This is a genomic window from Pseudomonas japonica, from assembly GCF_900188455.1.
Lineage (GTDB): Bacteria > Pseudomonadota > Gammaproteobacteria > Pseudomonadales > Pseudomonadaceae > Aquipseudomonas > Aquipseudomonas japonica.
In genome coordinates this window covers 85,961-100,739 of sequence record NZ_FZOL01000011.1, presented here as the reverse complement: position 1 = coordinate 100,739, position 14,779 = coordinate 85,961, and the positions used below count along the sequence as shown (strand labels likewise).

Annotated in this window: 9 protein-coding genes; 6 read left to right on the top strand and 3 right to left on the bottom strand. The window is 66.2% G+C overall.

From position 1 onward, the window contains the following. Positions 1-3 precede the first annotated feature (3 nt). Together CHB99_RS15255 and CHB99_RS15250 are read right to left on the bottom strand one after the other, a co-directional pair. Positions 4-1,608 carry a carboxyl transferase domain-containing protein gene (locus CHB99_RS15255; protein ID WP_042129137.1) on the bottom strand — a complete coding sequence of 535 codons (1,605 nt, stop codon included), beginning with the start codon at positions 1,606-1,608 and terminating at the stop codon, positions 4-6. An 11-nt stretch (positions 1,609-1,619) separates the two neighbouring features. Next, entirely contained in the window at positions 1,620-2,783 is a 1,164-nt protein-coding gene (locus CHB99_RS15250) for an isovaleryl-CoA dehydrogenase (RefSeq protein WP_042129139.1), read from the bottom strand. A gap of 219 nt (positions 2,784-3,002) precedes the next feature. Between CHB99_RS15250 and CHB99_RS15245 the strand changes: the two genes are divergently transcribed. Beyond that, a complete protein-coding gene (locus CHB99_RS15245) occupies positions 3,003-4,676 on the top strand; it encodes an AMP-binding protein (RefSeq protein WP_042129141.1) in 1,674 nt (557 codons plus the stop codon). 599 nt (positions 4,677-5,275) lie between these two features. Here the strand turns inward: CHB99_RS15245 and CHB99_RS29795 are convergent. Further along, positions 5,276-5,443 carry a hypothetical protein gene (locus CHB99_RS29795; RefSeq protein WP_167335875.1) on the bottom strand — a complete coding sequence of 56 codons (168 nt, stop codon included), beginning with the start codon at positions 5,441-5,443 and terminating at the stop codon, positions 5,276-5,278. A gap of 134 nt (positions 5,444-5,577) precedes the next feature. Here CHB99_RS29795 and CHB99_RS15235 point away from each other — a divergent pair, with 134 nt between their 5' ends. The 5 genes from CHB99_RS15235 to CHB99_RS15215 all read left to right on the top strand — a co-directional run bounded on the left by CHB99_RS15235 (position 5,578) and on the right by CHB99_RS15215 (position 14,762). Further along, the gene (locus tag CHB99_RS15235; protein ID WP_042126689.1) at positions 5,578-7,602 is read left to right on the top strand and encodes an alpha-1,4-glucan--maltose-1-phosphate maltosyltransferase; all 2,025 of its coding nucleotides are present in this window, start codon (positions 5,578-5,580) and stop codon (positions 7,600-7,602) included. Positions 7,603-7,616: 14 nt separating this feature from the next. Continuing rightward, positions 7,617-10,931 carry a maltose alpha-D-glucosyltransferase gene (gene treS, locus CHB99_RS15230; RefSeq protein WP_042126691.1) on the top strand — a complete coding sequence of 1,105 codons (3,315 nt, stop codon included), beginning with the start codon at positions 7,617-7,619 and terminating at the stop codon, positions 10,929-10,931. Further along, the gene (gene glgB / locus CHB99_RS15225) at positions 10,932-13,148 is read left to right on the top strand and encodes a 1,4-alpha-glucan branching protein GlgB (RefSeq protein ID WP_042126693.1); all 2,217 of its coding nucleotides are present in this window, start codon (positions 10,932-10,934) and stop codon (positions 13,146-13,148) included. It begins immediately after the preceding gene. A 139-nt stretch (positions 13,149-13,287) separates the two neighbouring features. Next, positions 13,288-13,776, top strand: coding sequence for a sigma-70 family RNA polymerase sigma factor (locus CHB99_RS15220; protein WP_042126744.1), 489 nt, complete (start codon positions 13,288-13,290; stop codon positions 13,774-13,776). Then, positions 13,773-14,762, top strand: coding sequence for a FecR family protein (locus tag CHB99_RS15215; protein ID WP_042126695.1), 990 nt, complete (start codon positions 13,773-13,775; stop codon positions 14,760-14,762). Before CHB99_RS15220 ends, CHB99_RS15215 begins: the two co-directional genes overlap by 4 nt. Positions 14,763-14,779: the final 17 nt, after the last annotated feature.

Genomic DNA, 14,779 nt, shown 5'->3' with positions numbered 1-14,779 from the left:
CGGTCACATCCGGAAAATGCCGAAGCGGGTGGCTTCGATCGGCGCGTTGAGGGCAGCGGACAGGGCCAGGCCAAGAACCTCGCGGGTCTGCGCCGGGTCGATGACGCCGTCGTCCCACAGGCGGGCGCTGGAGTAGTAGGGGTGGCCCTGATGCTCGTACTGGTCGAGGATCGGCTGTTTCAGCTTCGCCTCGTCCTCGGCGCTGAACGGATGGCCGCTGCGCTCGCTCTGCTCGCGCTTGACCTGGGCCAGCACGCCGGCGGCCTGCTCGGCACCCATCACGCCGATCCGTGCGTTCGGCCACATCCACAGGAAGCGTGGGTCGTAGGCGCGACCGCACATGCCGTAGTTGCCGGCGCCGAAGCTGCCGCCGATGATCACGGTGAACTTCGGCACTTTCGCGCAGGCCACCGCGGTGACCAGCTTGGCGCCGTGCTTGGCGATACCGCCGGCTTCGTATTTCTGCCCGACCATGAAGCCGGTGATGTTCTGCAGGAACAGCAGCGGGATGCCGCGCTGGCAGGCCAGTTCGATGAAGTGCGCGCCTTTCTGCGCGGCTTCGGCGAAGAGGATCCCGTTGTTGGCGATGATCGCGATCGGGTAGCCATGCAGGTGGGCGAAGCCGCACACCAGGGTGGTGCCGAACAGCGCCTTGAACTCGTCGAACTGCGAGCCGTCGACCAGGCGGGCGATGATCTCGCGCACGTCGAACGGTTGCTTGGCATCGGCCGGGACTACCCCGTACAGCTCGTCGGCGCCGTACAGCGGGGCGATCGGCGCGCGCTGCTGCAGTTCGCCCTGCTTGTGCCAGTTGAGATTGGCCACGCAGCGGCGGGCGATGGCCAGGGCGTGCTCGTCGTTGTCGGCGTAGTGGTCGGCGACACCGCTGGTCTTGCAGTGCACGTCGGCGCCACCGAGGTCCTCGGCGCTGACCACCTCGCCGGTGGCCGCTTTCACCAGCGGCGGGCCGGCGAGGAAGATGGTGGCCTGCTGGCGAACCATGATGGTTTCGTCGGACATCGCCGGCACGTAGGCACCGCCAGCGGTGCACGAACCCATGACCACGGCGATCTGCGGGATGCCCTGGGCGCTCATGTTGGCCTGGTTGAAGAAGATCCGGCCGAAGTGCTCGCGGTCCGGGAACACTTCGTCCTGGCGCGGCAGGTTGGCTCCGCCGGAGTCCACCAGGTACAGGCAGGGCAGGCGGTTCTGCTGGGCGATGGCCTGGGCGCGCAGGTGCTTCTTCACGGTCAGCGGATAGTAGGAGCCGCCTTTCACCGTGGCGTCGTTGGCCACGATCATGCACTCGACGCCTTCCACGCGGCCGATACCGGCGATCACGCCGGCGGCGGGCACGTCTTCGCCGTACACCTCGTGGGCGGCCAGTTGGCCGATTTCAAGGAACGGCGAGCCCGGATCGAGCAGGCGGTCGATGCGATCGCGCGGCAGCAGCTTGCCGCGCGAGGTGTGGCGCTCCTGGGCCTTCAGCCCGCCGCCTTGCTGGACCCGGGCGAGCAGGTTGCGCAGGGCGCCGACCTGCTCCAGCATCGCCGCGCTGTTCTGCGCGAAGTCTGGAGCGCGGGTGTTCAACTGGGATTTCAGAATCATCGCGGAGCCCCTCAGCGCGTCTCGTTGAACAGTTCGCGACCGATCAGCATGCGGCGGATCTCGCTGGTGCCGGCACCGATCTCGTAGAGCTTGGCGTCACGCAGCAGGCGTCCCGCCGGGAACTCGTTGATATAGCCGTTGCCGCCAAGGATCTGGATCGCTTCCAGGGCCATCTGGGTGGCGCGCTCGGCGGTGTAGAGGATTACCCCGGCGGCGTCCTTGCGCGTCGTTTCGGCGCGGTCGCAGGCCTGGGCCACGGCGTACAGGTAGGCGCGGCTGGCGTTGAGCTGGGTGTACATGTCGGCGATCTTGCCCTGGATCAGCTGGAACTCGCCGATGCTCTGGCCGAACTGCTTGCGGTCGTGGATATAAGGCACCACCAGGTCCATGCACGACTGCATGATGCCGGTCGGGCCGCCGGCGAGGACCACACGCTCGTAGTCCAGGCCGCTCATCAGGACTTTCACGCCGCCGTTGAGCTTGCCGAGGATGTTCTCTTCCGGCACCTCGACGTCGTCGAAGAACAGCTCGCAGGTGTTGGAGCCGCGCATGCCGAGCTTGTCGAACTTGTTGCTGCGGGTGAAGCCTTTCCAGTCACGCTCGACGATGAACGCGGTGATGCCGTGCGGGCCCTTGTCCAGGTCGGTCTTGGCGTAGATCACGTAGGTGTTGGCGTCGGGACCGTTGGTGATCCAGGTCTTGCTGCCGTTGAGGACGAAGCGGTCGCCGCGCTGTTCGGCGCGCAGTTTCATCGACACCACGTCGGAGCCGGCGTTGGGCTCGCTCATGGCCAGGGCGCCGATATGCTCGCCGCTGATCAGCTTGGGCAGGTACTTGAGTTTCTGCTCGTGGGTGCCGTTGCGGTTGATCTGGTTGACGCAGAGGTTGGAGTGGGCGCCGTAGGAGAGGGCGACCGAGGCCGAGGCGCGGCTGATTTCTTCCATGGCCACCACATGGGCCAGGTAGCCCAGGCCGGCGCCGCCGTATTCCTCGCTGACGGTCACGCCGAGCAGGCCCATGTCGCCGAACTTGCGCCACATGTCGGCGGGGAACAGGTTGTCGTGGTCGATCTGGGCGGCGCGGGGTGCCAACTCGCTGGCGACGAAGGCCTGGACCTGCTCGCGCAGCATGTCGATGGTTTCACCAAGGGCGAAGTTCAGGGAGGGATAAAGCATGCTCTGGCACCTTCTATTGTTTGTTCTTGGGTAGGGCGGTCTGGCGTTGGTCGCGACGGAGACGTCCGGTTCGCGAGTGGTATTTCACCTTTACGTTAACGTAAACCTGAGTGCCTTCGCTGTCAATCATCACCATGACCTTTACGTTAACGTAAATTTAGGCCAGAGTAGTTTCCGCCCCGATCAGCTCCCAAGAACAAACACAAATTAGGGATCGCCATGAATCAACCGAGCTACACCCAGGGCCGCCAGGACAAGTCCCTGCTGGCCATGACCATCGGTCAGGCGTTCGACCGCACGGTGTCGCGCTTCGCCGACCGCGAGGCGCTGGTGGTTCGCCATCAGCAACTGCGTTACACCTGGGCCGAACTGGCCGCGGCCGTCGACCTGCATGCGCGTGCTTTCATGGCCCTGGGCCTGAAGACCGGTGACCGTCTCGGCATCTGGTCGCCCAACTGCGCGCAATGGTGCATCGCCCAGTTCGCCAGCGCCAAGGCCGGGATCATCCTGGTCAACATCAACCCGGCCTATCGCACCAGCGAGCTGGAATATGCCCTGAAGCAGTCCGGCTGCCAGTGGCTGATCTGCGCTGGCGCGTTCAAGAGCTCGGACTACCACGGCATGCTCGGCGAGCTGCTGCCGGAGCTGGCGCACCAGGCGCCGGGCCAGTTCAACAGCGAACGCCTGCCGGACCTGCGCGGGGTGATCAGCCTGGCCGCCGAACCGCCGGTGGGCTTCCTGCCGTGGAGCAGCCTGGCGGAGCATGCCGAGCGGGTCAGCGTGGCGGATTTCGACGCCCGTCAGCACAGCCTGCAGTTCGACGAGGCGGTGAACATCCAGTACACCTCCGGCACCACCGGCTTCCCCAAGGGGGCCACCCTCAGCCACTACAACATCCTCAACAACGGCTACATGGTCGGCGAAAGCCTGGGCCTGACCGAGCATGACCGCATGGTGATCCCGGTGCCGCTGTATCACTGCTTCGGCATGGTCATGGGCAACCTCGGCTGTGTCACCCACGGCAGCACCATGATCTACCCCGGCGATGCCTTCGACCCGGCGTTGACCCTGCAGGCCGTGGCCGACGAGCGCGCCACCGTCCTGTACGGCGTGCCGACCATGTTCATCGCCGTGCTCGACCAGCCGCAGCGCAGCGACTATGACCTGTCCAGCCTGCGCACCGGGATCATGGCCGGCGCCACCTGCCCGATCGAAGTGATGCGCCGGGTCATCAGCGACCTGCACATGAGCGAAGTGCAGATCGCCTACGGCATGACCGAGACCAGCCCGGTGTCGTTGCAGACGGGGCCCGACGACGGCCTCGAACTGCGCGTGACCACGGTTGGCCGGACCCAGCCGCAACTGGAGAGCAAGATCATCGACGAGCATGGCTGCGTGGTGCCGCGCGGGCAGATCGGCGAGCTGTGCACCCGTGGCTACAGCGTGATGCTCGGTTACTGGGGCAACCCCGCGGCGACCGCCGAAGCCATCGACCCCGCAGGCTGGATGCACACCGGCGACCTGGCGAGCATGGACGAGCAGGGCTACGTGCGCATTGCCGGGCGCAACAAGGACATGATCATTCGTGGTGGCGAGAACATCTATCCGCGGGAGCTGGAAGAGTTCTTCTTCACCCACCCGGCGGTGGCCGATGTGCAGGTGATCGGTATTCCCTGTGATCGTTATGGCGAAGAGATCGTCGCCTGGGTCAAGTTCCACCCGGGGCACAGCGCGACGGCGGAGGAACTGCAGGCCTGGTGCAAGAGCCGTATCGCGCACTTCAAGACGCCGCGTTATTTCCGCTTCGTCGAGGAGTTCCCGATGACCGTGACCGGGAAGATCCAGAAATTCCGCATGCGCGAGATCAGCATCGAGGAGCTGAAGCGCGGCTGATTGTCATCAAGCGCTGCAAAACCCTGTGGGAGCTGGCTTGCCAGCGATGAGGCCAGATCTGAAACCCTCGCGGTGTGACTGATGGCCCTATCGCTGCATGGGTATCTACACATCTTTGACGGCTTGGCGGGGAACCGCATAAAGGCCGCCAGGTGCCTGTCTTGAGTCTTGCAGCGCCCTCCAGATCGAGCGCCGCCCGCGCGGCGCATCGCGGGCAATGCCCGCTCCCACATCGGTTGCAACGTACCTATGTCTGACAGGCCATAGTTGTCTGCCTTGTTGGTTCGACTCGATACCGAGTCGAGCCCAACAGCCTCCCCGCGATGCATCGCCGAAAAAACAAAGGCTGACAACTCAAATCCCACAGGCCATGGCACGTTGCAAAAGATGTGGGAGCGGGCCTTGCCCGCGATGCGCCGCGCGGGCGGCGCTCGATCTGGAGGGCGCTGCAAGACTCAAGACAGGCACCAAGCGGCCTTTATGCGGTTCCCCGCCAGACCGTCAAAGTTGTGTAGATACCCATGCCTATCGCTGGCAAGCCAGCTCCCACAGGTTCCTCTGCCGTCTTGGAATAATCGTTCCAAGCTTCTGCAACCCGTCTACTCTCTTCCTTTCACCGGCGGCTCCTCGCTCGGCGGATCCCCCACGGTCGGCGGTACGGTCGGTTTGACCGGGACGCCCTCGGGGTCGTCATGGGGCACCGGTGGTGGCAGGTTCGGGTCGTCGATATTCGGATCGGGTGTTTCTGCCGGAATGGGGATGCTCATGGCCTCGCCTCGCATTGCTTCGTGATGTACCTGGCTTGGACCGTCACCCTCCGGCAATGCTCATTTTTTATTGAACCCCCGCGCCCGCCATTGCTCTGAATCCTTACCGCCACGTCGTAACGGAGCGATGTTCGATGACCCGCAATGAGCCTTTCGAAACCGAGCGCATGGCCGCTGACGACACTCCCGCCGACGATCCGCTGAGCCTGTCCCAGGCCCTGCTGCTGCCGCGCGTGGTGATCGAGAACACCTCCCCGGTGATCGACGCCGGCGCGTTTCCGGTAAAGACCGAAGTGGGCAGGACGGTGACGGTGGCCAGTACGGTGTACGCCGACGGCCACGATGTACTGGCCGTGACCCTCAACTGGCGCCAGGCCCACAGCCGACGCTGGCACAGCCTGCCCATGCGCTTTCTCGGCAACGACCGCTGGGAAGGCGATTTCCGTGTCGCCGAGGTGGGGCGCCACCTGTTCGTCATCGAGGCCTGGATCGACGCCTACGGCACGTATTGCCACGACCTGGAAAAGAAATTCGTCGCCGGCGTGGATGTCACGCTGGAACGGGAAGAGGGCCGCCTGCACCTGGAGCATGGCGCCGAACGCAGCGGCAACGCCCTGCGCGAGCAGTTGGCGACGCTGGTCAAGCGCTTGCGCAAGGGGCTGCCCGCCGCGGCCGAGGTCGAACTGCTGCTGGCCCAGGACACCCGCGCGCTGATGGCCCAGGCCGACCCCCGCGGCTACCTCAGCCGCAGCCCGGAATTTCCCCTGGAAGTGGAACGCGAGCGCGCCGCCTTCGCCAGCTGGTACGAGCTGTTTCCCCGCTCGATCACCGACGATCCCCAGCGTCATGGCACGTTCAACGATGTCCACGCGCGCCTGCCGATGATTCGCGACATGGGCTTCGACGTGCTCTATTTCCCGCCGATCCACCCCATCGGCCGGCAGTTTCGCAAGGGCCGCAACAATGCGCTGAGCGCGGAGGAGGGCGACCCGGGCAGTCCCTACGCGATCGGCAGCGACGAAGGCGGCCATGAGGCGATCCACCCGCAGCTCGGCAGTCGCGAGGATTTCCGCCGCCTGGTCGCCGCCGCCGCCGAGCATGGCCTGGAGATCGCCCTGGATTTCGCCATCCAGTGTTCCCAGGACCATCCCTGGCTCACGGCGCATCCGGGCTGGTTCTCCTGGCGGCCGGACGGCAGCATCCGCTACGCGGAAAACCCGCCGAAGAAATACCAGGACATCGTCAACGTCGACTTCTACGCCGCCGATGCCGTGCCGGCGCTGTGGCTGACCCTGCGCGACGTGGTGCAGGGCTGGGTGGACGAGGGCGTCAAGCAGTTCCGCGTCGACAACCCGCACACCAAGCCGCTGCCGTTCTGGCAGTGGCTGATCGCCGATATCCGCAGCCGTCACCCGGAGGTGATCTTCCTCGCCGAGGCCTTCACCCGGCCGGCGATGATGGCGCGGCTGGGCAAGGTCGGCTACACGCAGAGCTACACCTACTTCACCTGGCGCAACACCAAGGCGGAAATCCAGGAGTACTTCACCACCCTCGACCAGCCGCCGTGGTCGCTGTGCTACCGGCCGAACTTCTTTGTCAACACGCCGGACATCAACCCGTATTTCCTGCACCACTCGGGGCGTGCCGGCTTCCTCATCCGTGCCGCGCTGGCCAGCATGGGCTCGGGCCTGTGGGGCATGTACTCGGGTTTCGAGCTGTGCGAGTCGGCGCCGATTCCCGGCAAGGAGGAGTACCTGGACTCGGAGAAGTACCAGATCCGCCCGCGGGACTTCACCCAGCCCGGCAACATCATCGCCGAGATCGCCCAGCTCAACCGTATCCGCCGCCAGCAGCCCGCCCTGCAAAGCCACCTGGGGGTGCGCTTCTACAACTGCTGGAACGACAACATCGTGTATTTCGGCAAGCGCAACCCGGACGACAGCTACGTGCTGGTGGCGATCAGCCTCGACCCGCACAACGCCCAGGAGGCGCACTTCGAGCTGCCGCTCTGGGAGCTGGGCCTGGACGACAACGCCGTCACCCGCGGCGAAGACCTGATGAACGGCCATCGCTGGGCGTGGCACGGCAAGACCCAGTGGATGCGCATCGAGCCCTGGCATCTGCCATTCGGCATCTGGCGCCTGGACCGAGCCCACTGAAAAGGAACTCAAGCATGGCGAAGAAAACCCGTCCCGCGGCCTTCATCGATGATCCGCTCTGGTACAAGGACGCGGTCATCTACCAGATCCACATCAAGTCCTTCTTCGATTCGAACAACGACGGTATCGGCGACTTCCCCGGCCTGCTGGCCAAGCTCGACTACATCGCCGAGCTGGGGGTCAACACCCTCTGGCTGCTGCCGTTCTACCCCTCGCCACGGCGCGACGACGGCTACGACATCGCCGCCTACAAGGCCGTGCACAGCGACTACGGCAGTATGGCCGACGTGCGCCGTTTCATCGCCGAGGCGCACAAGCGCAACCTGCGGGTGATCACCGAACTGGTCATCAACCACACCTCCGACCAGCACCCCTGGTTCCAGAAGGCCCGGCGCGCCAAGCGCGGTTCGGCGGCGCGGAATTTCTACGTGTGGTCGGACAGCGACACCCAGTACGACGGCACGCGGATCATCTTCCTCGACACCGAGAAGTCCAACTGGACCTGGGACCCGCTGGCCGGCCAGTACTTCTGGCACCGCTTCTACTCGCACCAGCCGGACCTCAACTTCGACAACCCGCAGGTGATGAAAGCGGTGATCGGGGTCATGCGTTTCTGGCTCGACATGGGCGTCGACGGCCTGCGCCTGGATGCCATCCCGTACCTGATCGAGCGTGACGGCACCAACAACGAGAACCTCCCGGAAACCCATGCGGTGCTCAAGCAGATCCGCGCCGAGATCGACGCCAACTACCCCGACCGCATGCTCCTGGCCGAGGCCAACCAGTGGCCGGAGGACACCCGGCTGTATTTCGGCGAAGGCGATGGCGACGAATGCCACATGGCTTTCCACTTCCCGCTGATGCCGCGCATGTACATGGCCCTGGCCCAGGAAGACCGCTTCCCGATCACCGACATCCTGCGCCAGACCCCGGAAATCCCGGCCAACTGCCAGTGGGCGATCTTCCTGCGCAACCACGACGAACTGACCCTGGAGATGGTCACCGACCGCGAGCGCGACTACCTGTGGAACTACTATGCCGCCGATCGTCGCGCGCGGATCAACCTCGGCATCCGTCGCCGCCTGGCGCCGCTGATGCAGCGCGACCGCCGGCGCGTCGAGCTGCTCACCAGCCTGCTGCTGTCGATGCCCGGTACGCCGACCCTGTACTACGGCGACGAGATCGGCATGGGCGACAACATCTACCTGGGCGACCGCGACGGTGTGCGCACGCCGATGCAATGGTCGATCGACCGCAACGGCGGTTTCTCCCGCGCCGACCCGGCGCGCCTGGTGCTGCCGCCGATCATGGATGCGCAGTACGGCTACCAGACGGTCAATGTCGAGGCGCAGGCCGAAGACCCGCACTCGCTGTTGAACTGGAACCGCCGGCTGCTGGCGGTACGCAAGCAGCAGAAGGCGTTCGGCCGCGGCACGCTGAAGATGCTCACGCCGAACAACCGGCGCATCCTCGCCTATCTGCGCGAATACAGCGGGCCTGACGGAACCAGCGAAGCCGTGCTGTGCGTGGCCAACGTGTCGCGCGCGGCACAGGCGGTGGAACTGGACCTCGCGCCGTTCATCGACCGGGTGCCGGTGGAAATGCTCGGCGGCTGCGCGTTCCCGCCGATCGGCCACCTGCCGTTCCTGCTGACCCTGGCGCCGTATGGCTTCTACTGGTTTCTTCTGGCGCCGAAGGACCAGATGCCCAGCTGGCATGTCGAGGCCGCGCAACCGCTGCCGGAATTCACCACCCTGGTGGTGAAGAAGCGTATGGAGGAACTGCTCGAAGCACCGGCCCGGGACCTGCTGGAAAACACCATCCTGCCGCAGTACCTGCCGAAACGCCGCTGGTTCGCCGGCAAGGACAGCGCCATCGAACAGGTGCGCCTGGCCTATGGCGTGCGCTTCGGTTCGCCGACCAGCCCGGTACTGCTCGGCGAGCTGGAGGTCGACAGTGGCGGCCAGCGCCGGCGTTATTTCCTGCCGTTCGGCCTGGTCGGCGAAGAGCAGATCCACAGCGCCTTGCCCCAGCAACTGGCCCTGGCGCGGGTTCGCCGTGGCCGGCAGGTAGGCTTCATCACCGACGGCTTCAGCCTGGAAAGCTTCGTGCGTGCCGTGCTCCAGGGCTTCCAGCAGGGCACGCGCCTGGCGGGCAGCGATGGCGAGCTGCAATTCGACGCGACGCCGCAACTGGCCGGATTGAACCTGAACGACGAATCCGAGGTGCGCTACCTGTCCGCCGAGCAGTCCAACAGCTCGGTGGTGGTCGGCGGCAGCCTGGTGCTCAAGCTGATCCGCCGGGTCAACGGCGGCATCCACCCGGAACTGGAAATGAGCGCCTACCTGACCGCCGCCGGTTTCGCCAACATCTCGCCGCTGCTGGGCTGGCTGAACCGTGTCGATGCCAGTGGCGAACCGCACCTGCTGGCCATTGCCCAGGGCTACCTGAACAACCAGGGCGATGCCTGGGACTGGACCCAGAACAACCTCGAACGGGCCATCCGCGACGAACTGGAGCCGCCGCAACTGCACAGCGAAGGGCACGTCGCCGAGGCCCTGGACGACCTCACCGGCTTCGCCGCCTTGCTCGGCCAGCGCCTCGGTGAAATGCACCAGGCGCTGGCCCTGCCTACCGACGACGAGGCGTTCAAGACCCGTACCAGTGACCGTAGCGACAGCCAGCGCTGGGGCGAGCGGATCGCCGAACAGTTGCGCACCGCGCTGGACCTGCTGGCGCAGCACCGGAACGAACTCGACGAGCAGAGCCAGGCCCTGGTCGACGACCTCGAACAGCAGCGCGACGGCCTGCTGCGCGAGGTCGGCCAGCTGGCGCGGCAGGCCGAAGGTGGCCTGGTGATGCGCGTGCACGGCGACCTGCACCTGGGCCAGGTGCTGGTGGTGCAGGGCGATGCCTACCTGATCGATTTCGAGGGCGAGCCGGCGCGCCCGCTGCGGGAACGCCGGGCCCGGCACAGCCCGTACAAGGATGTCAGTGGTGTGCTGCGTTCCTTCGACTACGCTGCTGCGATGGCGCTGCGCGGTGCCGCGGGCGCCGGCGCGCTGGCGGACCACCAGCAGGCGCGGCAGCGGGTCGCCAGGCGCTACCTGCACGCGTCGCGGCATGCCTTCGTCCAGGCTTACGGCCTGGCCACCGCCAACCTGCCCCATGCCTGGCGCGAGGAGGGTGGCGAGCAGGCCGCGCTGGAATTGTTCAGCCTGGAGAAGGCTGCCTACGAGATCGCCTATGAAGCGCAAAACCGTCCAGGCTGGCTGGCCGTGCCTTTGCATGGTCTGCATGGGCTTGTGAGTACCTGGGGAGAGCAGTAGATGAGCGTGCACAAGAAGGAACAAGGCGGACTGGGCCGCGGCGATATCGACGACCTGGTCAACGCCAGGCATGTCGACCCGTTCGCGGTGCTCGGCGCGCACGCCGATGGTGCGGGAGGCACCTGGCTGCGCGCTTACCTGCCGGAGGCGCTGAGCGTCCAGGCGCTGGCCGGCGCCAGCGACGAGATCATCGCCGAGCTGCAGCAGGGCAGTGTGCCCGGGCTGTTCACCGCGCACCTGGAACATGCCGTCGGGGCCTACCGCTGGCGCATCCACTGGGCCGGCGGCGAGCAGATCGGCGAAGACCCCTACAGCTATGGCCCGCAATTGGGCGAGATGGACCTCTATCTGTTCAGCGAGGGCAATCATCGCGACCTGGCCAACCGTCTCGGCGCCCAGCCGGTGACGGTGGACGGCGTGGACGGGGTGCGCTTCTCGGTCTGGGCGCCGAATGCCCGGCGGGTGTCGGTGGTGGGCGATTTCAACAACTGGGACGGCCGCCGCCATCCCATGCGCCTGCGCCACGCCAGCGGCGTCTGGGAGCTGTTCATCCCGCGCCTGTACGCGGGCGAAACCTACAAGTACGAAGTGCTCGGCCACGATGGCGTGCTGCCGCTCAAGGCCGACCCGCTGGCCCGTGCCACCGAGCTGCCGCCGAGCACCGCGTCGAAGGTCGCCGGGCCCCTGGCCCATGAGTGGCGGGACCACGACTGGCTGCGCGAGCGTGGTGAACGGCAGGGCGTCGGCGCGCCGCTGTCGATCTACGAACTGCATGCCGGCTCCTGGCAGTGCGAGCTGGACGAGGCGGGCGAGGTCAGCCGCCTGTACAACTGGCGCGAGCTGGCCGAGCGGCTAATTCCCTACGTGGGGGAACTGGGCTTCACCCATATCGAACTGATGCCGATCATGGAGCATCCGTTCGGCGGCTCCTGGGGCTACCAGCCGCTGTCGCTGTTCGCGCCGACCTCGCGCTATGGCAGCGCGGACGACTTCGCCGCCTTCGTCGATGCCTGCCACCAGGCGCGCATCGGTGTGATCCTCGACTGGGTGCCGGCGCATTTCCCCACCGACAGCCACGGCCTGAGCCGCTTCGACGGCACCGCGCTGTACGAGTACGACAACCCGCTGGAAGGCTTCCACCAGGACTGGGACACGCTGATCTACAACCTCGGGCGGACCGAAGTCCACGGTTTCATGCTGGCCTCGGCGCTGCACTGGCTGCGCGAGTTCCATATCGACGGCCTGCGCGTCGATGCGGTGGCCTCGATGCTTTACCGCGACTATTCGCGCAAGGCCGGCGAATGGGTGCCCAACCGCCATGGCGGGCGGGAGAACCTGGAGGCCATCGATTTCCTCCGTCACCTCAACGAGGTGGTCGCCGTGGAAGTGCCGGGGGCGCTGATCATCGCCGAGGAGTCCACCGCCTGGCCGGGGGTCAGCCAGCCGGTGCAGCAGGGCGGCCTGGGCTTCTCGTACAAATGGAACATGGGCTGGATGCACGACACCCTGCACTACATCCAGAACGACCCGATCCATCGCCAGCACCATCACAACGAGATGAGTTTCGGCCTGATCTATGCCTATTCCGAGCATTTCATCCTGCCGATCTCCCACGACGAAGTGGTCCACGGCAAGCGCTCGCTGATCGACAAGATGCCCGGCGACCGCTGGCAGAAATTCGCCAATCTGCGCGCCTACCTGGCGTTCATGTGGTGCCATCCGGGCAAGAAGCTGCTGTTCATGGGCTGCGAGTTCGGTCAGTGGCGCGAGTGGAACCACGACAGCGAACTGGACTGGTACCTGCTGCAGTACGGCGAACACCTGGGCGTGCAGCGTCTGATCGGCGACCTCAATCGCCTGTACCGGGAGGAGCGCGCGCTGCACGAGCAGGACTGCCAGCCCCAGGGCTTCCAGTGGCTGATCGGCGATGACGCGCACAACAGCGTCTATGCCTGGCTGCGCTGGAGCGCCAGCGGCGAGCCGCTGCTGGTGGTGGCCAACTTCACCCCGGTGCCGCGGGAGGGTTACCGGATTGGCGTGCCGTTCGGCGAACGTTGGGACGAGGTGTTCAACAGCGATTCGCAGCGTTATGCCGGGTCGAATTTCGGCAATGAAGGGGTGGTGGAGGGCAGTGCCGTGCCCAGTCATGGGCAGCCGCTGTCGCTGGCCTTGAATCTGCCGCCGCTGGCGCTGCTGATCCTGCGGCCGGCCAGCTAGACGCCGCGCTTGACGGGCAGGCACCGGCACCGCGCGAGCGGTGCCACTATTCTCTGCTTTCACAATGGCTCGCAAATGAGATAGATTCCCAGTCCCATTCGTTCCCGAGCCTGCCACCGTGGCCGATTCCAACAAGCTGATGCACGACGTCTACAGCGAACACCACGCCTGGGTGTACGGCTGGCTGCGCAGGAAACTCGGCTGCGCGCACAATGCGGCGGACCTGGCCCAGGACACCTTCCTGCGTATCCTCTCGTCCCGCGATGCGTTGCTCCAGGCCAGCCAGTCCCGCGGCTACATCGCCACCACCGCGCGCAATCTGCTGATCGACCGGGCGCGCCGCCAGCGTCTGGAAAAGGCCTATCTGGAACAGCTCGGCCTGCTCGCGCTGGAGCATCCCGGCGTGCCCGGTGCCGAGCGGATCTGGGAAACCCTGGAGGCGCTGGAACAGATCTGCGGGCTGCTCGACGGCCTCGGCGCCAAGCCGCGCCAGGCGTTTCTCCTGCATTACCTCGAAGGCCAGCCGCAGGCCGTGGTGGCCGAGCAGTTGGGCATCAGCGTGCGCATGGTGCAGAAATACCTGGTCCAGGTGCTGCTGCACTGCCAGCAGGTGCGCGAGCCGTCATGAGCCAGGCCGATGACCTGGCCTGCCAGGCCGCCGAGTGGCTGGTGCAACTCAGCGCCGACGATCCCGCCGAGCGCGAGCGTGCCGAGCGCCAGTTCCAGCGCTGGAAGCGCCTCAGCCCGGCCCACGCCGAGGCGGCGCTGGGCATGGAGCGGATGCTGGCGAGCCTGCGCGGCATGCGTCAGGAAGCGGGCAGCGAGCGGCGCCTGAACCATCTGATCGAGGACGAGCTGCGCTTCAGCCAGCGCAGTCGGCGCAGCAAGCGCTTCGGCGCGGCGCTGGGCATCGGTCTGTTGCTACTGGTGCCGGGCTGGCTGGGCTGGCAGCACTACCCGAATGCGTTGCTGTTCGCCGATCTCGACAGCGCCACCGGGCAGTGGCGGGAAACCCGTCTGGAAGATGGCAGCCGCCTGACCCTGGCCGGCGGCAGCGCGGTGGACCTGCATTTCACCCCGAGCGGGCGGGAAGTGCGCCTGCTGCGTGGCGAGATCCGTGTGGAGGTCGCCGCCGACCCGCGGCGGCCGTTCGAGGTGGTCACCGCCGACGGCAGCATTCGTGCCTTGGGCACCCGCTTCCTGGTCGACAAGCAGGCCGCGGGCACCGCGCTGAGCATGCTCGAATCGAAGGTCCTGGCCCGTTCCGGCGAAGCGGCGGTCGAGGCGGTGGTCAGTGCCGGGCAGCAGGTGCTGATTCGTCGCGACGGCCTGGACAGCACCCACGCCATCGATGCCCAGGCCACCGACCAGGCCTGGCAGCAGCACCGCCTGGTGGCCCGCGGCTTGCCGCTGAGCCAGGTGCTGGCGCAACTGGAACGGCAGTACGTCGGGGTGCTCAGTTACGACCGCGAGGCGCTGGCGCGGATTCAGGTCTTCGCCTCGCTGCCGCTGGACAACCCGCAGCGGGCGTTGCAGTTGCTGGAGGCCAGTCTGCCGATCGAAATCACCCGCCTGACGCCCTGGCTGACCCGGGTCAGCGTGCGCGAGGAGTGAGCCCCGGGAAAAATCTG